Annotated in this window: 18 protein-coding genes; 3 read left to right on the forward strand and 15 right to left on the reverse strand. The window is 60.9% G+C overall.

The features are described 5' to 3' along the window. Window positions 1-127: 127 nt before the first annotated feature. From CIW50_RS20995 to CIW50_RS21030, 8 genes are all read right to left on the reverse strand, one after another. Entirely contained in the window at window positions 128-1,222 is a 1,095-nt protein-coding gene (locus tag CIW50_RS20995; protein WP_149533135.1) for a response regulator, read from the reverse strand. Beyond that, on the reverse strand, window positions 1,219-1,659 hold the full coding sequence (locus CIW50_RS21000; RefSeq protein WP_149533136.1) for a response regulator: 441 nt from the start codon (window positions 1,657-1,659) through the stop codon (window positions 1,219-1,221). Before CIW50_RS21000 ends, CIW50_RS20995 begins: the two co-directional genes overlap by 4 nt. Then, a complete protein-coding gene (locus CIW50_RS21005) occupies window positions 1,656-3,179 on the reverse strand; it encodes a sensor histidine kinase (RefSeq protein ID WP_149533137.1) in 1,524 nt (507 codons plus the stop codon). Before CIW50_RS21005 ends, CIW50_RS21000 begins: the two co-directional genes overlap by 4 nt. A gap of 109 nt (window positions 3,180-3,288) precedes the next feature. Then, window positions 3,289-4,641 carry an acetyl-CoA carboxylase biotin carboxylase subunit gene (accC, locus tag CIW50_RS21010; protein WP_149533138.1) on the reverse strand — a complete coding sequence of 451 codons (1,353 nt, stop codon included), beginning with the start codon at window positions 4,639-4,641 and terminating at the stop codon, window positions 3,289-3,291. A gap of 30 nt (window positions 4,642-4,671) precedes the next feature. Further along, on the reverse strand, window positions 4,672-5,166 hold the full coding sequence (gene accB / locus CIW50_RS21015) for an acetyl-CoA carboxylase biotin carboxyl carrier protein (RefSeq protein ID WP_149533139.1): 495 nt from the start codon (window positions 5,164-5,166) through the stop codon (window positions 4,672-4,674). A 53-nt stretch (window positions 5,167-5,219) separates the two neighbouring features. Continuing rightward, entirely contained in the window at window positions 5,220-5,687 is a 468-nt protein-coding gene (gene aroQ / locus CIW50_RS21020) for a type II 3-dehydroquinate dehydratase (RefSeq protein ID WP_149533140.1), read from the reverse strand. Window positions 5,688-5,979: 292 nt separating this feature from the next. Beyond that, window positions 5,980-6,717, reverse strand: a complete 738-nt coding sequence (locus CIW50_RS21025; protein WP_149533141.1) for a DUF1236 domain-containing protein — start codon at window positions 6,715-6,717, stop codon at window positions 5,980-5,982. 109 nt (window positions 6,718-6,826) lie between these two features. Then, on the reverse strand, window positions 6,827-7,033 hold the full coding sequence (locus tag CIW50_RS21030; protein WP_149533142.1) for a DUF6894 family protein: 207 nt from the start codon (window positions 7,031-7,033) through the stop codon (window positions 6,827-6,829). Between the two features lie 134 nt (window positions 7,034-7,167). Here CIW50_RS21030 and CIW50_RS29140 point away from each other — a divergent pair, with 134 nt between their 5' ends. Both CIW50_RS29140 and CIW50_RS21035 read left to right on the forward strand, forming a co-directional pair. After that, complete coding sequence (locus CIW50_RS29140) at window positions 7,168-7,335, forward strand: hypothetical protein (RefSeq protein WP_172980408.1); 168 nt, start codon at window positions 7,168-7,170, stop codon at window positions 7,333-7,335. Between the two features lie 141 nt (window positions 7,336-7,476). Next, window positions 7,477-9,501, forward strand: coding sequence for a pyrroloquinoline quinone-dependent dehydrogenase (locus CIW50_RS21035; RefSeq protein WP_149533143.1), 2,025 nt, complete (start codon window positions 7,477-7,479; stop codon window positions 9,499-9,501). A gap of 1 nt (window position 9,502) precedes the next feature. Here CIW50_RS21035 and CIW50_RS21040 read toward each other — a convergent pair whose 3' ends face one another. The 3 genes from CIW50_RS21040 to CIW50_RS21050 all read right to left on the reverse strand — a co-directional run bounded on the left by CIW50_RS21040 (window position 9,503) and on the right by CIW50_RS21050 (window position 12,783). After that, on the reverse strand, window positions 9,503-10,411 hold the full coding sequence (locus CIW50_RS21040) for a cation diffusion facilitator family transporter (RefSeq protein ID WP_149533144.1): 909 nt from the start codon (window positions 10,409-10,411) through the stop codon (window positions 9,503-9,505). Window positions 10,412-10,607: 196 nt separating this feature from the next. Continuing rightward, window positions 10,608-11,390 (reverse strand): DsbA family protein, encoded by a 783-nt coding sequence (locus tag CIW50_RS21045; protein ID WP_149533145.1) that lies wholly within the window; start codon window positions 11,388-11,390, stop codon window positions 10,608-10,610. Between the two features lie 133 nt (window positions 11,391-11,523). Continuing rightward, the gene (locus tag CIW50_RS21050; protein ID WP_149533146.1) at window positions 11,524-12,783 is read right to left on the reverse strand and encodes a GGDEF domain-containing protein; all 1,260 of its coding nucleotides are present in this window, start codon (window positions 12,781-12,783) and stop codon (window positions 11,524-11,526) included. A 643-nt stretch (window positions 12,784-13,426) separates the two neighbouring features. Here CIW50_RS21050 and CIW50_RS21055 point away from each other — a divergent pair. Beyond that, window positions 13,427-14,554 carry a patatin-like phospholipase family protein gene (locus CIW50_RS21055; RefSeq protein WP_149533147.1) on the forward strand — a complete coding sequence of 376 codons (1,128 nt, stop codon included), beginning with the start codon at window positions 13,427-13,429 and terminating at the stop codon, window positions 14,552-14,554. A 176-nt stretch (window positions 14,555-14,730) separates the two neighbouring features. Here the strand turns inward: CIW50_RS21055 and CIW50_RS21060 are convergent, their stop codons facing one another. The 4 genes from CIW50_RS21060 to CIW50_RS21075 all read right to left on the reverse strand — a co-directional run bounded on the left by CIW50_RS21060 (window position 14,731) and on the right by CIW50_RS21075 (window position 19,192). Beyond that, window positions 14,731-15,903, reverse strand: a complete 1,173-nt coding sequence (locus tag CIW50_RS21060; RefSeq protein WP_172980409.1) for an ATP-binding protein — start codon at window positions 15,901-15,903, stop codon at window positions 14,731-14,733. A gap of 83 nt (window positions 15,904-15,986) precedes the next feature. Next, complete coding sequence (locus CIW50_RS21065) at window positions 15,987-16,712, reverse strand: response regulator (RefSeq protein WP_149533319.1); 726 nt, start codon at window positions 16,710-16,712, stop codon at window positions 15,987-15,989. A 105-nt stretch (window positions 16,713-16,817) separates the two neighbouring features. After that, on the reverse strand, window positions 16,818-17,666 hold the full coding sequence (locus CIW50_RS21070) for a DUF3313 family protein (RefSeq protein ID WP_149533149.1): 849 nt from the start codon (window positions 17,664-17,666) through the stop codon (window positions 16,818-16,820). A gap of 113 nt (window positions 17,667-17,779) precedes the next feature. Further along, entirely contained in the window at window positions 17,780-19,192 is a 1,413-nt protein-coding gene (locus tag CIW50_RS21075; RefSeq protein WP_502707523.1) for a M48 family metalloprotease, read from the reverse strand. Window positions 19,193-19,274: the final 82 nt, after the last annotated feature.

Consider the following 19,274-nt stretch of genomic DNA (forward strand, 5'->3'; position numbering starts at 1 on the left):
ATCCGAAGTCGGAAAGGAAGGAAATATCAGCAGACTGAAAGGCGCAGTCTAGGCACGTGAGAACACCGCGCAAGGCAGCCAGGCGCGGCATATTTGTGCAGTCGAGGTGATCATTGTGCAGGCAGGCCTAGTCAGCAGCGCTCACAGGCGGCTTGGCCGCTGGCTTTGTCACGGCACAGAACCGCAGCACGATACGCGTCCCGGTGTGATCGGGGTCACGTTCGACGGAGGCGTCGAGTTTGTTGGCCATGGCGTTGACGATACGCTGGCCCATGCCGGTCGAGCGCGGATCGATCTTCACATTGAGACCGACGCCGTCATCGGCGATGGAGAGTTCGAGCTGATCGCCCTGCGCGGTGAGCACGACATGTATCGGGCCCGCGCCATCGGGATAGGCGTATTTGACGGCATTCATCACCAGCTCGTTGACGATGATGCCGATGGCCACGGCGCGATCCGGGTCGATCTCGACGGCTTCGGCTTTCAGCGTCAGGCGCGACATCCGGTTGCCTTCGGCGGACCTGCGAAGATCTTCCAGCAGCGCTTCGAGATACTGATTGAGCAGCACGCTGTTGAGGTCGTGTGACGTATAGAGCCGACGATGCACTTGAGCGACTGCAGCGACGCGGCCCATGGCGTTGGTAAGCGCCACTTTGACGTGATCTTCGCTGGACGAGTTGGCCTGCAGATGCAGCAGCGATGCGATGATCTGCAGCGAGTTGCCAACGCGGTGATTGACTTCGCGCAGCAGCACTTCGCGCTCGGCAGCGAGGGCCGCGTAGCGGTCGCGCGACGCGTGGACTTCGGCTTCGGCGTCGTCGCGGGCCTTTGATATCAGGGCCTGTTTGATGGCGGTCGTGCAGGCCACATGCAGCAGCGGCAGGAAGTCGCCCTGGGTATCCTTCACCAGATAGTCGGCGGCACCTGCCTTGAGGGCGGTGACGGCGATCTTGCTGTCCTGCGATGCCGTGACGAACACGACGGGCGGCGGCGAGGGCAGCTTCTGAATCTGCTCCAACGTTTCCAGCCCGTCGAGGCCCGGCATATATTGATCGAGTGCGACGACGTCGATGCCGCCCTGCTTGATCCGTTCAATGCCGGCTTCGCCGTTGTCGCAATGTTCGACGCCAAAACCCTGCCGCGTCAGGCCGCGCGACACCAGGCGCGCAAGACCTGCGTCGTCATCGATATATAGCAGCGTGGGAGTCGTGGCAGATGTCATGTGGACGCTTGCGGAACCTGAATGACGGAGAAAAACAGACCGAGTTGGCGGATCGCGTTGGCGAAGCTTTCGTAGTTTACAGGCTTGGTGATGTAGACGTTGCAGCCCAGCTCGTAGCAACGTTTGATTTCCTGCGCGTCATCGGTGGTGGTGAGGACCACGACGGGCGCGCATTTGAGAAATTCGTTCTCTTTCACCCGCTTCAGGATATCGATCCCGGTCATGTCGGGCAGGTTGAGGTCGAGCAAGATCAGCAGGGCTTCGCCCCTGTGATCGAGGCCGGTGCTATCTTTGCCGAACAGATAGTTGACGGCGTCTGTACCGTTGGTGAACGGGATGATCTCATTATTGACACCCGAGCGCCTGATATTGCGCTCGATCAGACGGGCGTGACCCTCGTCATCCTCGATCATAATGATGGTGACTGGCTTGCTCATGTTTGCTTATCCCGGTTATGCCCCGTCCATCTGGCCGGCAGCGTGACGGTGAAGTTGCTGCCATTGCCCAGTTCCGATGACACCGACATGGTGCCGCCCATCCGTCGCACCAAGGCGCGGACATGGGCCAGTCCGATGCCCTGGCCGGGCTGGTCCTGTGTACCCGCGCGGCGAAAAAGATCAAAGATGCGCTGATGATCCTTGGGATCGATGCCGCGGCCGTTGTCGATTACCTCGAAGATCACAAAACCCATTTTGCTGCGGCCCTTGACGAGAATGTCGCCGGGGACGCCGGGCTTCAGATATTTCAGCGCATTGTCGATCAGATTTCCGAAGATCTGTTCCATTGCGAGGCGATCACTCTCGATGCCTGGCAATGGTTCGATCCGGATCTGCGTTTCGCTCTCGGCGGCCTGATGGGCGACGGTGGCGGCAATGCTCTCGATCAGTTCGCGGGTTTCGATCTTCACCGGCTTGAACTCGCGCCGGCCCTCGCGGGTCAGATTGAGGATGGCACTGATCAAGCGGTCCATCTTGCCGATCGATGACTTGATGAAGTCGAGCGCCTCGGTGAAGTCGGCGGAGAGTTGCTTATCTTGTTCGGGAAGCGCCGGCTCCGGCAATTCGCCGCTGGTATCGGGCACGACGGGCTCGGCATTAGCCAGTGTCGCGATACGTTTGAAGATGTCGCCTCGCAACTCCTCGAGCTCGCTGGTGAAGCCCATGATATTGACCAGCGGCGACCGCAGGTCGTGGCTGACGATGTAGGAGAAGCGCTGCAGCTCTTCGTTGGCCTCGCGCAGGTCGGCGGTGCGCTCTTCCACGGCGGCTTCGAGGTCGATGTTGCTGTCGCGCAACCTGGCCTCGGCCTCATCGCGGGCATTTGACGATTGGCGCACGAGGAAGATGGACAGCGCCGCCAACAGTACCACCAGGCCAGAGCCGGCCACCGTGACTGACGAGGCCCATTGCTGGCTCTGGTCCGCCGTTCGGGTACGTTCGACGAACAGGCGACCTTCCTCGGCGCGCATCGCTTGGGTGATGTTAGCGATGTCCTGGACCGCCTGATTGGCATCGCCACGGCGCAGGATATCGACGCTCGACTGGACGTCGTTGTTCTTGGTGCGGTCGATACCCGTCGCGAATTCGGACAGACGCTGCGCGACGGCCACGCGCAGTTTCGCCGTGTTGATGACTTGGGCCGGGTTGTCGTTGGCGAGGACTACCAGTCTGTCGACGGCCGGCATGATCGCTCCCGACGATGCTTCGTATTCGGCCAGAAATTGGGGACTGGTGGAGAGTAGATAGGCCCGTGTGGCGCTTTCGGCGCGGCGGATTTCCAGCAGCAGGTTCGATATCTGGTTCTGGACTTCGACTGTGTGGATCACCCACTTGGAGTCGTCGCGTGCCTGGTTCACCAGGATGACGGAACCGGCGCTGATGGCCGCAAGTACGAGCAATCCGGCTAAGAGCAGCAGGATTTGCCAGAGCGCTCGCCTGCGGACGGCGTCAGCGGTCACGCATTGCTCGCATAGATTGCAGACTGAAATTCAACTCAACCCCCGCGCCACGTCGTTCCGGCAACAGGACAACGTGGCGAAGGGCGATTGGTTCCATCCGAAGCGAAAATCAGGTTTTGGCGGCCTTGCCGGCCAGATACTGCTCCAGCCAGTGAATGTGGTAATCACCCTCGATGATATCGCTTTCCCGCGCCAGCGCCCGGAATAGCGGCAAGGTGGTCTCGACACCGTCGACCACGATCTCATCCAGCGCCCGGCGCAGCCGCATCAGGCATTCCGGCCGGTTCTTGCCGTGAACGATCAGCTTGCCCACCAGCGAGTCGTAATAAGGCGGGATCCGGTAGCCCTGATAGACCGCGGAATCGATGCGGACGCCGAGGCCGCCGGGCGCGTGATATTGCGTGATCGTGCCGGGCGAAGGCCGGAAAGTCTCCGGGTTTTCAGCATTGATGCGGCACTCGATGGAGTGGCCAATGATGTTTACCTCGTCCTGGGTGCAGGGCAGATCGCCGCCAGCAGCGATGCGGATCTGTTCCAGAACCAAATCGATGTCGGTGATCATCTCGGTGACGGGATGTTCAACCTGGATACGGGTGTTCATTTCGATGAAATAGAACTCGCCGTCCTCGTACAGGAATTCGATGGTGCCGACGCCGAGATACTGCATGTCCTGCATGGCCTTGGCGCAGATGCCGCCGATCCTGGCGCGCGCTTCAGGTGACAGGATTGGCGAGGGGCCTTCTTCCCAGACCTTCTGGTGGCGGCGCTGCAGTGAGCAGTCGCGCTCGCCGAGATGCAGCGCGCCGCCACGGCCATCGCCGAGTACCTGAATTTCGATGTGGCGCGGCTTCTGAAGGTACTTTTCGAGATAGACCGATGCATCGCCGAACGCGGCCTTGGCCTCGTTCGAGGCAGTGGACAGCGCCATCAACAGATCGGCTTCGGTCTGCGCGACCTTCATGCCGCGGCCGCCGCCGCCGGCGGCTGCCTTGACGAGCACCGGGAAACCGATCTTGCGGGCGATCGCAATGGCATCATCTTCGGGGCCGACGCCGCCATCCGAGCCAGGTACCACGGGAATTCCGAGGCGCTTTGCCGTTTTCTTGGCTTCGATCTTGTCGCCCATCAGGCGGATATGCTCGGCCTTGGGGCCGATGAACTGCAGATTATGGTCGGCGAGGATTTCAGCGAAACGTGCGTTCTCCGACAGGAAGCCATACCCGGGATGCACCGCATCCGCGCCCGTGATCTCGCAGGCGGCGAGCAGCGACGGGATGTTGAGGTAGCTGTCTTTCGATGCCGGCGGGCCGATGCACACGCTCTCGTCTGCAAGGCGCACATGCATGGCGTCGGCGTCCGCGGTCGAATGCACGGCCACGGTCGCGATGCCGAGCTCCTTGCAGGCCCGCAGGATGCGCAATGCGATCTCGCCGCGGTTGGCGATCAGGATTTTCTCGAACATGGCGTTCCGGAGTCAGAGATAAGTTCTAGATTACTCGATGATGACGAGTGCTTCGCCGTATTCGACCGGCGAACCGTCTTCAACCAGGATCTGGGTCACGGTACCGGCACGCGGCGCCGGAATCTGGTTCATGGTCTTCATCGCCTCGATGATAACCAGCGTCTGGCCGGCAGCAACCTTGGTGCCTACTTCGATGAAGGCCGGCTTGCCGGGCTCTGGCGCACGATAGACGGTGCCGACCATCGGAGAGGGCACGGCGCCTGGATGCTTGGCCATATCGGCGGCCGGTGCGGCAGCAGCCGCCGCAGCAACAGGAGCGGGGCCTGCAGCGGGAGCAGGTGCATATGCGGGTACAGCGGCAGCGACGCTGATATTACGCGCGACGCGCACGCGCAGACCGGCGCGTTCGACCTCGATCTCGGTGAGGTTGGTTTCGTCCAGCAGCAGCGCCAGTTCGCGGATCATGCCGCTATCGTTGCTGGCTTTCGGCGTTGCGGTCTGTGTGTCGTCAGGCTTGCGGGCCATGGGCAATCCAATGTCTGAAGTGAAAGACGAATTCAAAGAGCGAGGCGGGCGCATCACGCGATGGCGTTGGCGCCGATTTTGGCGGCGAGGCCGCTGATGGCAAGGCGATAGCCTTCGATACCGAAACCGCACAGGCTGGCAAAGGCCGCCTTGGCAATGAAGGAATGATGGCGAAAACTCTCGCGGGTGTAGACGTTGCTGACATGCACTTCCACGGTGGGAATGCGCACGCCGACGATGGCGTCGTGCAAGGCGATCGAGGTGTGCGAGTAAGCGCCGCCATTGATCACGATGCCGGCCACGTGTTTTTCGCGGGCCTCATGGATATAGCCGATGAGCTCGCTCTCGCTATTGGACTGCCGGCAATCTGCGGTCAGACCATATTGCGCGGCGGCGGCTGCGCACAACTTCTCGACATCGGCCAGGGTTGCGTGGCCATAGGTCTCGGGCTCGCGGATTCCGAGCAGGTTCAGGTTAGGGCCGTTGAGCACGTAGATGGTGTTGGTCGTGGTGTTGGCCATCGGACATCCCGGGCGTGTCAGCAATGGGCGCGCGCGGGCGCCGTTCTGCCGGGGGTTATAGGTAACCAAACCGCTGAGGGGAAGCCTCTAGACCTCGGGTTCCCCCAGCCAAATACCTCACCCAATTCATAAAAAGCCCGGTGGAACCTATGGAAAACGCTTATTAACCAAGGTTAAAGCCGCTGGCGCCATTTCCGGCAATCTGCAGACTCAGGACGGGGGTGGAGGGTACTGGATAGCAAACGGGCGGACCCTTTCGAGCCCGCCCGGGCGTCACATCAGATGTGCGGCCTTAGGCGTCGAGCACCGCGACGATTTCGAGTGTCCGCGGGTTCACGACGATGATCTCGTTGCGAACCAGAAAGAACTCATAGCCGCGCCAATCCGGATAGACGGTGATGATCTCAGCCGGAAGCGGGTGGAAGCGGACTTCACGCGGCACGCGGGTGCCGACCGAGATCGAGAAGTTCACATTGGTCACGGGCTGGATGTTCTGCTGCTTGATCACACTCGTCACCTTGGTGCGCTGCTCGGTGGTGAGCTTGGCGCCCGCACCGGCCTGACCGGTGGTGGTGGTCGACTTGGTCTCCGTCGATGTCGACTTGGTGTCTGCACCCGACTTCGTATCGCCAGCCTTGGAATCGGCCTTCATGTCCTTGCTGGCTTTTCCGCTGTCACGGGTCGAGTCGGTTGCACGCTTGTCGTCACGCTGCATCTTGTCGTCGGACTGCGTAGACTTCACCGCCGGCTTCTGCTCGGACTTGTTGGTGGTGTCGGTCGCTTCGTCCTTGTTGACAGGTGCACTGCGTTCCATCGGCGCGGCGCGGTCGGCAGAGGCACCGCCTGCGGGCGCACTCGTTGCGCCGCTACGCGCAGCGCCGCCCGCCGGCGCCTCACGGGTCATTCCGGCACCTCCGGTGCCACCACCCGACGTTGCGGCTCCTGCGCCACCTGGATTTTGCGCGCTAGCGAAACCCGAACCTGCAATCAGTGCTGCGGCGGCGACGCTCATCAATAAACGGTTGTTCATCTTAGTTCTCCTCGCGATGCATTGCCCGCCGTACAACGGCACTAGTGGAGGGATGTTCCTGAGAAAGTGTAGTTCCATTGCTTTTGTTATAAGTGCACGTCATGCTGCGTCAGGACTTGATCTTTGTCTTGTAGACTTCAGCGCCGTTCTCATCGATGACGACGACCTTCCTCTCAGTGTCCCCTGCGATATCAACTCCAATTTGATGAGCAATATTCTTCGCCACATCCCTGGCTTGCGTGTCATCGCTACAATCCAGACCTACGGGATCCTCAAGCCGGAAACCATCGACAATCTCGAAATGATATTTTGGCATTGCTCTTTCTCCTCCTCCGTAAAAGGCAATCCACCACCGTTGGGGATGTTCCTAAGTCAGAAATGGAATGAAGAAGGTCTCAGCCGGAACCAAATCGCAGCACGTGCATTGCCTCATCGAATAAGGAAAATGCGATGTCAGCCTTTGTGGGGATGATCGTTGAGAAGATCGCGGAAGCGGCGCCGATCGAGAATTCGGTATCGGACTTTGTCGCCGGCGTGCTGGAGAATACGGCAAACAAGCTATGGCGTTTTGAACATCGCCCGGATGACGGCGAGACGACAGTCGAGGACATCGCGTAACTATTGCTGTAATATTGATCAGGTTTCAAAAAGGCCGACTGTTACGCAGTCGGCCTTTTTGCTGTGAGTTCGACATGGACAGCGCGGGTGCAACGACTACCATCAGGTCCTGTTAGTCGATAGCTGCGGAGCTGTGCTTCGATGAGGAACTGGATTGGCGGCATCCTGGCGCTCGTAGTCCTGTCGGTAGCACCTGCTCTTGGATGGGAGCATTGGGGCGCCGACCGTGGCGGCTCCCGCTTTGCGCCGCTTGAGCAGATCTCCTCCGATAATGTCGGTCGCCTGATCGAGGCCTGGCGTTTTCAGACTGACGATCTCCTGCGTCGGACACCTGCGCAGATGGCGCGCACCAAATTCGAAGCGACGCCGTTATTCGTCGACAACAGCCTGATCTTTTGCACGCCGTTCAACGAGGTGATCGCGCTCGACCCCGCCAGTGGCCAGCAGAAGTGGCGTTTCGATCCGCGCGTCGCGCCAGATGTGCGCCCCGCCAACCGCTGGGTTTGCCGCGGTGTGACCTATTGGCGTGATGATCGCGCAGCATTCGGCGCGGCCTGTCGCAGCCGCATCTTCATGGGTACCAACGATGCCCGTGTCATTGCGCTGGATGCAGCGACGGGATTGCCGTGTACCGACTTCGGCGCGCAGGGCGAAGTGAAGCTCGATCCTGGAATGCGACTCGATGGCCCCGGCGAGTTCCAGATCACGTCGCCGCCGGTGGTCGGCCGCGATGTTGTCGTTGTCGGTTCTTCATTTGCTGACAATCGGCGCGTGGCCGCACCGAAAGGCACCGTCCGTGCCTTCGATGCACGCAGCGGCGCACCGCGATGGTCGTGGGATCCGCTGATCCATGACGGCATCGAATCCGGGCACGCCAACGTCTGGGCGCCGATGTCGACAGATGATGAACGCGGATTGTTGTTCCTGCCGACGTCGTCACCCAGTCCGGATTTCTGGGGTGGCAAGCGGCTTGGCAATAATGCCCACGCCGATTCGGTCGTCGCGCTGAAGATCGAGACCGGCGAAATGGTCTGGTCGTTCCAGGCCGTGCATCACGATGTCTGGGATTATGACATGCCGGCGCAGCCGACGCTGGCCCGCATCGATCTTGCAAGCGGTCCCCGCGACGTCGTGATCCAGGCCACCAAGCAGGGGTTCCTGTTCGTGCTGGATCGCGCCACCGGAGAGCCGGTCTGGCCGGTGGAGGAGAGGGCCGTTCCGCAAGGCGGCGTCGAGGGCGAAGCGCTGTCGCCGACGCAGCCGTTTCCGACGCATCTTCCGACGTTGGTGCCGCAACGCGTAACGCCGGATGACGCGTTCGGCGTAACATTCTGGGATCGCGGCAAGTGCCGGGATGAACTTGCCAGTGGACGCAACGAAGGCCTCTATACACCGCCTGCGACAGGCGCCGGCACGCTGCTGTTTCCGATGACCGGCGGGGGCGTCAATTGGGGCGGTGTTGCCTTCGATCCCGTCAGGCAGGTGCTCTACGCCAATACGAGCCGCGCCGTGCATCGGGTTACCCTGATCCCACGCGTCGAGGCGCAGAACTACAAGCCGCCGGCCGGCACGGATTTTGGCGCGCAGCGCGGTGCGCCCTTTGCCATGACGCGGGCGCTTGTGACGTCGCCGCTTGGCATGCCCTGCAACAAGCCGCCCTGGGGCGCGATGGTCGCGGTGGATCTCAAGGCGGGCAAAGTGCTTTGGGAATCAAGTGTCGGCACGACCGAGGACATCGCGCCGCTGGGTCTCGCACTGGCCACCGGCACGCCGCTGGTCAACGGCTTGCTGGCCACGCGCGGCGGCGTGATCTTCACCGGCGCCATGGATGCCTACCTGCGTGCCTATGATGCGAAGACCGGCGCTGAACTCTGGCAGGGGCGGCTACCGGTGCCGGGCGTCGCCAATCCGATGACTTACGCCGTGGGTGGAGAGCAGTATGTGGTCATCGCCGCCGGTGGTCATTCGGAATCCGGCACGTCGATTGGCGACAGCGTTGTGGCATTTCGTCTGGCACGCAATGGTGAGTCTCCATCGCTACGCTCGCTCTACATCGATCGTCCCGGCGGCCGGCTCCGCGCCGGCGTGATTGCGCTTGGCGCGGTATTCGTCCTGTTACTCGCCGGAGCTCTTGTCTCGCGTGCCAAGCGCAAGGCGCTGAGGTGACTTACACCCAGCGCTTGTCGGCGGTGAAGTCCACCGTGAGCCAATAGCCGGGACTAAGACCACCCATGGCCAGGGCAATCTCGGCACGGATGGCATCGAGTTCGGCGAAGGTTTTGCTGATCTCGCCTGAGGGTGCGACTAGGCCGATCTCGATGAATTGCTGGCGGCCGGAGCGCATCACATGCGAGCTGAAGTCGCTGAAGCCATGCTTGTGCGCGATCGACTGCGCGAGCTCGCGAACCTCCTCATCGAGATCGCTCGGTGCGACTTGCAGGATGTCGCGGCCGGCGTTCCAGATCGTCGAGAGCGGAAACGGCAGCAGGCAGATCGCCACCACCAGCAGGATCAGCGGATCGACCAGTGGCGCATAGGTCGCGGCCGGCGTCGTCTTCAGCACAGCACCAAGCACGAAACTGATACAGACCGCGAGACTGAGTACGCCGCCCATCAGCCAAGCGCGCGCGTCGAGATCAAGGAGTTGCGAGCCATGTTCGCCAGCCGAGCGGCGGATATAGATACTCATGCCGAAGCTGATGGCGCCCGCCACTGCGGCGAAGATAGCGCCGGGGCCGAATTCGATGGCGCGCCCGCCGGTGATCAGTCCGTTAAGTCCGTCGATGAAGGCATAGGCGCAGGCGAAGCTAAGCACCGTGCCGTTGATCAGCGCGAGGATCGGTTCAAGATGCCAGTAGCCATACTGGAAGCGGTCGTCTTCGCCTCTGCTGATCAGTCGTGCGGTCAGCAATGCAACGCCGGTCATGGCTGCGTCGATCAGCGTGTAAAAGCCGTCGAAGGCGATGGCGCGCGAACTGATGGCGAGCCCGAAAGCGATGCTGGCAAATGAAATGAGAAGCGTCACGTAAATCGAAATCTTCAGGAGCCGCTGCTCCTGTTTGGTATCGGTCAACATTGGGAACTTAGGCGGGTGTCCGCTGCATCCTTTTACCGTTGGGGATTGGTTACCCTATCACAGATGGCATTCAGCCGCTTTGACCGCTACCCAAAGATAAATAAAAAACCGGCTGCAATGCAGCCGGTCTGTCATATTTCCGATATGTTCGTGTCGGCGTGGGCGACGGTATCAATCACCCTGCTGGTGTCTGTGTTTACGAACAGAGCGCCTTGCCGCAGCGCGCCTGGTTGATCTTCTCCTTCAGCGCGTCTGCGCCAACGGCACCGATGATCACCTGCTTGCCGATCACGTAGCTCGGCGTGCCGTTCATGCCCATCGACTCCGCGAGCTTGAAGTTCTCTTCGATGGTGGCGCGCACTTCCGGGCTGGTCATGTCCTTTTCCAGCTTGGCGACATCGAGACCTGCGTCCTTGGCTGCTGCCATGGCGCGGGCCTTGTCGGCCTGGCCGCGGCCGCTCAGCAGCTTCTGGTGGAAGTCGAGATACTTCTTGCCGGTCGGGTCCTGCATGCGCACGGCAACCGCCACCTGGGCGGCCTCGACCGAGCCGGGCCCGAGCACCGGGAATTCCTTCAGCACGACCTTGAGCTTCGGATCGTTCTTCATGATGCCGACCATGTCGTCCATGGCGCGCTTGCAGTAGCCGCAATTGTAATCAAAGAACTCGACGAAGGTGACGTCGCCGTCCTTGTTGCCGACGACGACTCCGCGCGGTGAGTTGAAAATGGTGTTGGCGTTCGCGGCGATCGCAGCCTGGTGCTTCTCGGCTTCAGCTTGCGCCTGACGCTTGGTCAGCTCGGCCGAGACTTCTTCGAGAATTTCCGGATGGGTGATCAGGTAGTCCTTGATGATCTTTTGGATCTCGCCGCGCTGGGCGTCATTGAATGTCTGCGCTGATACGACCGTGGGCGCGCCACACAGCGCGAGGGCCAAAGCCAGGGCCGGGCCGGCGGAGGCGAGAAAACGGAACGAAGGCATGGGCAAATTATCCTTTGGAAAAGGCCGAGTCAGAAAGCCACGTGTCATTCGGGAAGCTGCTTAGCATTTTGAGGGCAAAATACGCGTTATTTGTGAAGGTGGTCACGCGCAATTCATCATGGTGCCGCAGGTCTCAGAATCCGGAATGGTGGTGATCCGGCCCGATCATTGCGGTGAGGGCATGCGGTGCCGGCAATGGAGCGCTTCCAATCTCGTCATCGAAGATCGGTACCAGCGGCGGTGCAGGCTCATAGAGCACGACCCGGTTCTTGCCGCTGTGTTTGGCCTGATACAGGGCGTGATCGGCAGCCGCCATCAACCGTTCGGGGGAGGCGATGAGGTCGGAGGACCACTGTGCGACGCCGATGGAGGCGGATAAGGTCCCCACGGTGCGTCCGGCATTGCCAAATTGTCGCGGGCAGGCCGCCAGCACGCGCCGCGCGACCTCGCCGGCCTGCTGCAGGTTGGTGTCGGGCAGCACGATGCAGAACTCGTCGCCGCCGCATCGGGCCAGCGTATCGCCGGGGCGCAACTGATCTTGCGCCGCTTGGGCGAATTGCTTCAGGCAGTCGTCGCCGGCGCTGTGACCGAAACCATCATTGACCGCCTTGAAGCCATCGAGGTCGATCGCCAGCAGTGCGTATGGCCGTGCGGTCCGCCGAGCCATCGCACATTCCTCGTCCATCCGTTGCAACAGGCGGCGGCGATTGCCGGCGCCGGTCAGATCGTCGATCAGCGCCAGTTCGGCCGCGTCGCCGCGCAGGCGGTCGATCGCCATCATCAGCAGTCCGTAATTCCATGTCATGGCGAGGAATGCCGCTACCAGCATGAAGCCGGCCTGTACCGCATCGACCGTCACCATGGTCGTCTCGCTGCCGCCCAGATGAAGCAGTGCGGCGATCGCGCGGCAGCCAAAAGCGACAAGCAAGAGAATCGAGAGGTAGCCGGCCATTCGTGCGCCATGATTGCTGCGCCGATGATCTCGCGACAGCAGCAGCGTCAGCGTCAGCGCTACGGGAATGCCCTGACTTAGCGAATAGACGACAATGCGCATCGCATAGTCGTCGACGACCAGTCTGAAGAACAGGAAACCCGCGAGGCTCGCGGCAATGACCAGAACGGTGGCGATCCAGGATGTTGGTCTGTCGTAAAAGCGGCGGATGCCGACCGCCGAAAGGCAGTAGGCGAGAACTGTCATCTGAGCTGCGACGAGCAAGCCGATGGGATTGGGAAACAGCAGGCCAAGAGCAGGGCCGCAAGATGCGCACAGCGAGGCTGCGCTCCAGTAGCGTGCCGGAACGAAGTTCGAATAGCAGCGCGCCACATAGGCCCAGACCAGCCCCGACGACAGGAAGTTGGCGAGCGTGAACCAGAAGATAGTCGTCGTGCTCATGACCGCGAGTTCTGCATGCGCATGATGCCGCTATGTGCGGTTTCGTGATCCGAAAGCTGCATTGGTCTCCCCGCGGACGCGATGAGAGCATCCATTTTCCTTAAATGCAGCCAGTTCCGTTAACGGAACCTGACTACTGGCGGCGAGAAGCCGATAGTGGTTGCAAAATGATGAAGGTCATATCGGTGTGGACGGCAGGGCCTCCGTGAGGCCGCCGCATTGATCTGCAGGCGGGCAGCCTGGCCATGTCTAATGTCAGGTCATGATCCGGTTCGTGCCGGGCGACGATCCGTCCAGGTGAAGGGGATGGAAATGGCCCGAAGTTTAGGCTCTCATTCCGAGGCGCTTTTTTGGCACCGTCTCGAAGGATGGCCACAAGCTGCGTGCCTAGGGCTCAACGGAAGCAAACATGCGCGCTCCTCACCATAAGGGTGAGATCGCGGCTCGGCGGTCTCTGCACTCGGCCATCTTCCCATTCGAGGACGCGCGGGTGGCGTAGAGGCGTTCGGTCTGCAGTCCGCGGGCAATATTGTGAAATAAACGCGCAAACAAATGGCAAATCAGCCGTGTAAGAGTTTCCGGAGATGGAAACCCGTATGGCCAGATCTTCAAATTTCACTTTGATCGTTTCAGAGTTCGCGTGATGCCTCGCGCAACGCTTCCCATGATTTGCGCGGCGCTGCTGCTATCGGCCTGTGCGTCGCTGCCACGCGCGCCGCTGATCGCAAGCGCGCGGGCGACGATCCCGCAGATCCCGTTGGCCAGGATATCGCCAGACGATGGCTATCGCATCTTTGCGGGATCGCGGCGCGGTGCCACGCCGCTCACCATTCTTGCCCTGTCAGGCGGCGGCGCCGACGGCTCCTATGGTGCAGGATTCCTGAAAGGCTGGTCCGACTCCGGGCTGCGCCCCGAGTTCGATATCGTCACCGGCTCCAGCGTTGGCGCCCTGATTGCGCCATTCGCGTTTCTCGGCCCGGGCTATGACGGCCGTCTCGAAGCGATCTTCACCAGCGGCGCGACTGAGAATCTGATGCGCATCGCGGGGATCAATGCCGTTGTCGGATCGGGCGTCTTCAAGGCGGGGCCGATGAAAGACCTCATCTCGAAATATGCCGACGATCGGATCATCGATGCGGTCGGAGCACGATATCGCAAAGGCAAGATGCTCATCGTGGCCACCACGAACCTCGACACCCAAGGCACGACGCTCTGGAATATGGGGGAGATCGCAAGCAGCGATAGTCCAGGCCGCTATGAGCTATTCCGGAATGTTCTCGCTGCGTCAGCCGCTATCCCCGGGATTTTCCCGCCAGCTCTGATCGCTGTCGAGTCCGGCGGAAATATGTATTCCGAGATGCATGTCGATGGCGGCGTGACGTCGAATATCCTGGCTGTGCCGGAAAGCGTGTTGACGGCCCATGCGGGATTGTTGGCTACGAAGTCTCGGGTCTTCGTGATCGTCAACGGCAAGCTGTCGCCCGACGCCTCCTATACATCGGATCTGACGCTTCCGATCGTGGCGCGCTCGTTTCAGACCTCGGTGAAGGCCAATACGCGTAATGCGATGATCGCCACATACGATTTCTGCAAACGCAACAACTGGGATTTCAAAGCAACGGCCATCGACGCGGGCAAGCTCACCACGAGCGATCCAACCAATTTCGATACCGATTATATGAGGGAGCTCTACGCCTACGGCCGCGCCAAAGGTGTCTCGATGCGCGGTTTTCGGTCAAACCTCGAGGGCTTGAGGGGGCAGGGTAGTTAGATGTGTCGCATGGCCCTCACAGCAGCCTTGGAACGTTCCCGAATGAGGAGGTCCGTTCGTCGCCTCTGGTCCCGCGCCAGCGACCTCGCGTTTCTGAGCATGGAAATCGCCTATTATCCATTGCTGGTCTTCGGGATCGTGATGATCCTGTGGTCCGGCTGAGCGCGCGCGTCCGTTCAGGCTGCAGCCGACGACGCGATCGCGATGTCCATCTCGAACGTCAAAGTTTGCCTCAAGCCATGCGGCAGCCGGTTCTCGATCTCAAGCGTGCCACCCTGCCGCTCGACGATTTCCTTGGCGATGGCAAGGCCCAACCCGGCGCCGGGGATTGACTGGCGCCGTGCCGGATCGACCCGAAAGAACGGCTCGAATGCGCTGTCCAGGAATTGTTCAGGAATCCCGGGGCCGTTGTCGTCGATCAGGACGACAGCGCGACAATCTTGAACGCGCAGGCTCACTATGGCGCCGCCGCCATGGGTCGCAGCATTGATGATGAGATTGCGCAGGGCGCGCTTGAGCGCGAGTGGTGAGATCTTGACGCTGCTGTGATCGAGTTCGGCAACTGTCACCCGCATCTTGATCAGGGTGAGTTCGGCACAAACGTCCCCGACGAGTTCGTTGAGTCTGACGTGTTCGGTGCCTTTTCCGACGGTCTCTTCCCGAACGAGCTGGATTGCGCTGTCGGCAATGTGATCCATTTCATCGAGATCATGCAGCCACTCCTCACGCTCTCGTTCGTTGAGAAATTCGGCGCGCAGACGCATGCGCGTCATGGGTGTCCGCAAATCGTGCCCCGCCGCAGCCACAAGTCTAATCTTGCTGTCCATCGCTTTTTTCAGACTGGCGCCCATCATGTTCAGTGCCTGAGCGGTTGCCTTGATTTCAATAGAGCCCTCTTCTTTGAGCACGGGCAGCACGCCGTTCTTGCCAACGGACATCGCCATGCTCTGCAGCAATTTAAGCTGGTTCGTCGTCTGATGGGCGACCGTAAGAGCGACTCCGATGACGCCAACCGTGATCAGTACCATCCAGCCTGCGAGGCCCCACCATACTTCAGGAGGCGGCGCGTGCTCACGTATGGGCCAGCTCAGCCAGCCGGGGCCCATTTTGATAGACGCCCATCGTTGGCCGTCCGGCGATTGCTTGACGAAAATGTCGAAATTGGCTTGCGATTTCTGAAATGCTTCCTGCAGAACCTTCGTCGGCGCTTCCAGAAGCTTACCCTCGATGGGCGCCGGCTGAAGATGAAAGATTGCATCGTTTCCGCGAAAGGTGATGCTGTTGGAAAATGCAGCGACGCGAGACGTCAATCCGTCGCGGAAATCCTTTTCGACCAGCGCGAGAATCATCTGCGACATCACTGCGCTGGCCAGGATCACCACACAAAGGACCGAGCCTACCAGCATCAAGGAAAATCGAATGCGTATCGAGTTCATGAGTCCACGCCAATGGTTTCAACGCGTGCCGAGAAAATGTAACCGCCGTTGCGCACGGTTTTGATCAACTGGAAATCGTCATTGTCGCCAAGCTTCTTGCGTAACCGGCTCATCAACACGTCGATCGAGCGATCGAACACGTCGTCGGAGCTGCGGTTCGTCAGTTCGATCAGTTGATCACGCGAGAGCAGGCGACCCGGCCGTCTGACGAGCACGAGCAACAGCTCAAATTCAGCTGTCGTGAGATCGAACGGCTGCCCGTTTTCGTCCAGCAACTGCCGCGCGCCGGGATGGAGTTTAAATTTGCCGAAGTGATGTTCGAGCACCTGGGAGAGCTGGATATCCTGCGTCACCTTGCGGCGAAGCACCGCGCGGATGCGGGCGAGCAACTCGCGCGGATTGAATGGCTTGCCGAGATAGTCATCCGCGCCGATTTCCAGGCCGATGATCCGGTCGACATCCTCCTTTAGCGCAGTCAGCAGGATGACGGGTATCTCGGAGCCCTCCCGCCGAAGATCGCGGCAAATATCGAGCCCCGACCCATCGGGGAGCAGGACATCGAGAACGATCAGGCTGACCTGGTTGGTCTGCAGCGCTTCCTTCATCGTTCGCTGGTCGGAGGCGATGGATACGCGGTAGCCTTGTTCGGTCAGATAGCGTCCCAACAGTTTTCGTATTGCAAGATCGTCGTCGACGATGAGGATGTGAGGCGTGCTCTGCATTGGGCGGCACCTGGCTCCAGGCGATTGTTCGGTCAACTCGGCAACAGATGTCGTAGCATAGCTGTCTCGGGCGGAGGGAGGGTAATCACTGTCATGCATGTCCGGTCATTCCGTCACCGGCATCGCATCGTCGTTCCACTCGGGAGGTGCTCCCATCTTCCCGCCGATGAAGGCTGGCACGCCGGTGCGCCCGAAAGCATCGCAGGCCGCGTATTTGGGTTTTCCCCCGAAGGCTGAATTCACGCGCTGCATGCTGGGCATGGACAGCTTCTTGTCGAATGGATTTTCGCCGGTCATCAGAAGCTTGCTGAAATCCGCGCCGAACTCGCCCGCCAGATCGTAGGCGTCCCCGGACGCGGCAACGCGCGGCGTGCTGGTCAGCATGTCGGCATCGCGGGCCCAGACGAATGCCGCCTTCTGCTGGCCCTGCACGTCGCGGGCTTCCGCCTCGACCGAGAGCCCACCCATGCCGTACGGGATACGGGGCACGACAATAGGAAAGCCGGCGCTGATGAACATAGGTGCAGCGGAGGCAACCTTCGCGGCTCCAGCGACATTCGGATCGGTGACCGTCACACGCGTCACGGTGACATGCACCGTCAGGTCGGCGGGTTGCCCGGATGGGACCACATTGAAGCGGTCGCTCAGTCCGATACAGACGGAGCGGTCGACCGCATTCGCAATGACGCGACGCTGCTTGTCGGTGAGAGCGGCTCGTAATGCGGCATGAGAGAAGGAAGTCGGTATGATGCTGACGCTCCTGGCCGCCAGCACGCCGGCCTTGTCGACGCGCATCTTGGATTTGGTGGTGACGCCGTCGGCCGGCGCGAGGTCGTTATACGAGGCGAGAGACCCTGATGTCTCCAGCTGCGCCGTGGCGCATCCTGCGACAGATGCTGTCAAAGCGTGCAGGCATATCAGTTTCAACACGAGGTTGACGGCGTTCACGCGCATAGAGATGTCCCCAAATAGTCAGGGACACTGCGTACAGAGACAAATTGTCAGCACCATTTCCAAAGATTGCGGATCAGCCGCCATTTGTTGCAGAACATTGCAGCGGGGCCGCGCTAGTTCTTGCCCGGCATTTTCGCGACGATGATGTCATCGGCCTTCACCCAGCCGGGCGTGCCCACCGCAAAGCGTGCCTTGGCGCGCGACGCCAGGTCGCGGGCGGTCTTGTTGTCGCCGCGTAGAAATGCCGCTTGGGCGGAGGCGAGGTCGGCCTCGGCATAGTCGCCCTTGCGGCCATAGGCCATGGCGAGCTGCATATAGCCGACGGGCGCTTCGTTCTCGCGCGCGACTGCAGCACGCAGGATGCGGATCGCCTCGTCGGTATAGGCCTTGTTGTCGGATGCAACGAGCGCCTGGCCGAGCATCATCTCGATCAATGGCGCGTTGTTCGAGAGCTGTACCGCGCGGCGCAGCGGCGCGATCGCCTCATTGGGTTTGCCGCCTTCCAGAAGCGCCTGGCCACGCAACTCGTAGAAATATGGGTTGTTCGGTTGTGCCTTGATCAGCGCATCAATCTGCTCAACGGCCAAACGCAGATCGCCATGCCGATAGGTGGCGATGGCGCGGGCATATTGCGCGGGCAGGCTGGTGTCGGATGGCGGGTAGCGCCGCAATACCGTGTCGCGCTGCTCCATAAAGCCGGCGGTCTTGGCCCGCATCAGATCGTGGCGCAGTTGCAGCGCTGGATCATCCTTCTTGTCCCAATAGGGGCTCGACTTCGCGAGTTCTTCGAGGGCGGCAACGCGCTCCCGCGGCATCGGATGTGACATCATGTATGGGTCTGCGCCGCGCGCCGCGAATAGGCTGTCAGTGCCGAAGCGCTGGAAGGTCTCGTACATGCCCTTGGACGACTGACCGGTCTGGTTCAGGAATTTCACACCGGCGCGGTCGGCATTCTCTTCCTGCTGTCGCTGATAGGACAGCATCGTATTCATCATCATCGCTTGCGGCGCGGCGACCGCTGCCGCACCAATATTGCCGGCGGCGCCGTTGGAATTGCCGCCGCGCGCGCCGGCGGCCATGGCGCCGACGCCGAGCAGCATCGCCACGATCATCTGGGTCTGCGCCTGCGCCATGCGCTCGCGCAACTTCGACAGATGACCACCGGCGAGATGGCCGGTTTCGTGGGCGAGCACGCCGATCAGCTGGTTCGGCGTCTGTGACTGCATCAGCGCGCCGTGATTGACGAAGATGCGTCGGCCGTCGGCGACGAAGGCGTTGAAGCTGGCATTATTGATGATGACGATCTGGATGTTCTGCTTTTCTAGCCCTGCGGCGCGCAGGATCGGCCGGGTGTAATCGCGCAACAATTGTTCGATCTCGGCATCGCGCAGCAGGCGCGGAGCGTCGCCTTGCTGCGCATGGACCGCCATTGGCGTCAGCGTCAGCGCCGCCGCGGTCAGCAGCGTGGTCAGCTTCGAGAACAATCGAGATGCAGCCCTTTTTGGCTGCAGTTGCAGGTCTTTCATCATTGGCCGAGGTTCGGATTCGATATAAGCCCTAACAAGTCAAATATTGCGGCGGGAGCGCGGCGTTGCTCCCATGCCGTAA

Source organism: Tardiphaga sp. P9-11, assembly GCF_008329525.1.
In the GTDB taxonomy this organism is placed as follows: Bacteria; Pseudomonadota; Alphaproteobacteria; order Rhizobiales; family Xanthobacteraceae; genus Tardiphaga.

Excerpts from the sequence above, each read along its gene's own strand:
- CIW50_RS20995 (WP_149533135.1), bottom strand. The coding sequence starts at position 1,222 with ATGACATCTGCCACGACTCCCACGCTGCTATATATCGATGACGACGCA.
- CIW50_RS21000 (WP_149533136.1), bottom strand. The coding sequence starts at position 1,659 with ATGAGCAAGCCAGTCACCATCATTATGATCGAGGATGACGAGGGTCAC.
- accC (WP_149533138.1), bottom strand. The coding sequence starts at position 4,641 with ATGTTCGAGAAAATCCTGATCGCCAACCGCGGCGAGATCGCATTGCGC.
- accB (WP_149533139.1), bottom strand. The coding sequence starts at position 5,166 with ATGGCCCGCAAGCCTGACGACACACAGACCGCAACGCCGAAAGCCAGC.
- aroQ (WP_149533140.1), bottom strand. The coding sequence starts at position 5,687 with ATGGCCAACACCACGACCAACACCATCTACGTGCTCAACGGCCCTAAC.
- CIW50_RS21025 (WP_149533141.1), bottom strand. The coding sequence starts at position 6,717 with ATGAACAACCGTTTATTGATGAGCGTCGCCGCCGCAGCACTGATTGCA.
- CIW50_RS21030 (WP_149533142.1), bottom strand. The coding sequence starts at position 7,033 with ATGCCAAAATATCATTTCGAGATTGTCGATGGTTTCCGGCTTGAGGAT.
- CIW50_RS29140 (WP_172980408.1), top strand. The coding sequence starts at position 7,168 with ATGTCAGCCTTTGTGGGGATGATCGTTGAGAAGATCGCGGAAGCGGCG.
- CIW50_RS21035 (WP_149533143.1), top strand. The coding sequence starts at position 7,477 with ATGAGGAACTGGATTGGCGGCATCCTGGCGCTCGTAGTCCTGTCGGTA.
- CIW50_RS21040 (WP_149533144.1), bottom strand. The coding sequence starts at position 10,411 with ATGTTGACCGATACCAAACAGGAGCAGCGGCTCCTGAAGATTTCGATT.
- CIW50_RS21045 (WP_149533145.1), bottom strand. The coding sequence starts at position 11,390 with ATGCCTTCGTTCCGTTTTCTCGCCTCCGCCGGCCCGGCCCTGGCTTTG.
- CIW50_RS21050 (WP_149533146.1), bottom strand. The coding sequence starts at position 12,783 with ATGAGCACGACGACTATCTTCTGGTTCACGCTCGCCAACTTCCTGTCG.
- CIW50_RS21055 (WP_149533147.1), top strand. The coding sequence starts at position 13,427 with ATGCCTCGCGCAACGCTTCCCATGATTTGCGCGGCGCTGCTGCTATCG.
- CIW50_RS21060 (WP_172980409.1), bottom strand. The coding sequence starts at position 15,903 with ATGATTCTCGCGCTGGTCGAAAAGGATTTCCGCGACGGATTGACGTCT.
- CIW50_RS21065 (WP_149533319.1), bottom strand. The coding sequence starts at position 16,712 with ATGCAGAGCACGCCTCACATCCTCATCGTCGACGACGATCTTGCAATA.
- CIW50_RS21070 (WP_149533149.1), bottom strand. The coding sequence starts at position 17,666 with ATGCGCGTGAACGCCGTCAACCTCGTGTTGAAACTGATATGCCTGCAC.
- CIW50_RS21075 (WP_502707523.1), bottom strand. The coding sequence starts at position 19,192 with ATGAAAGACCTGCAACTGCAGCCAAAAAGGGCTGCATCTCGATTGTTC.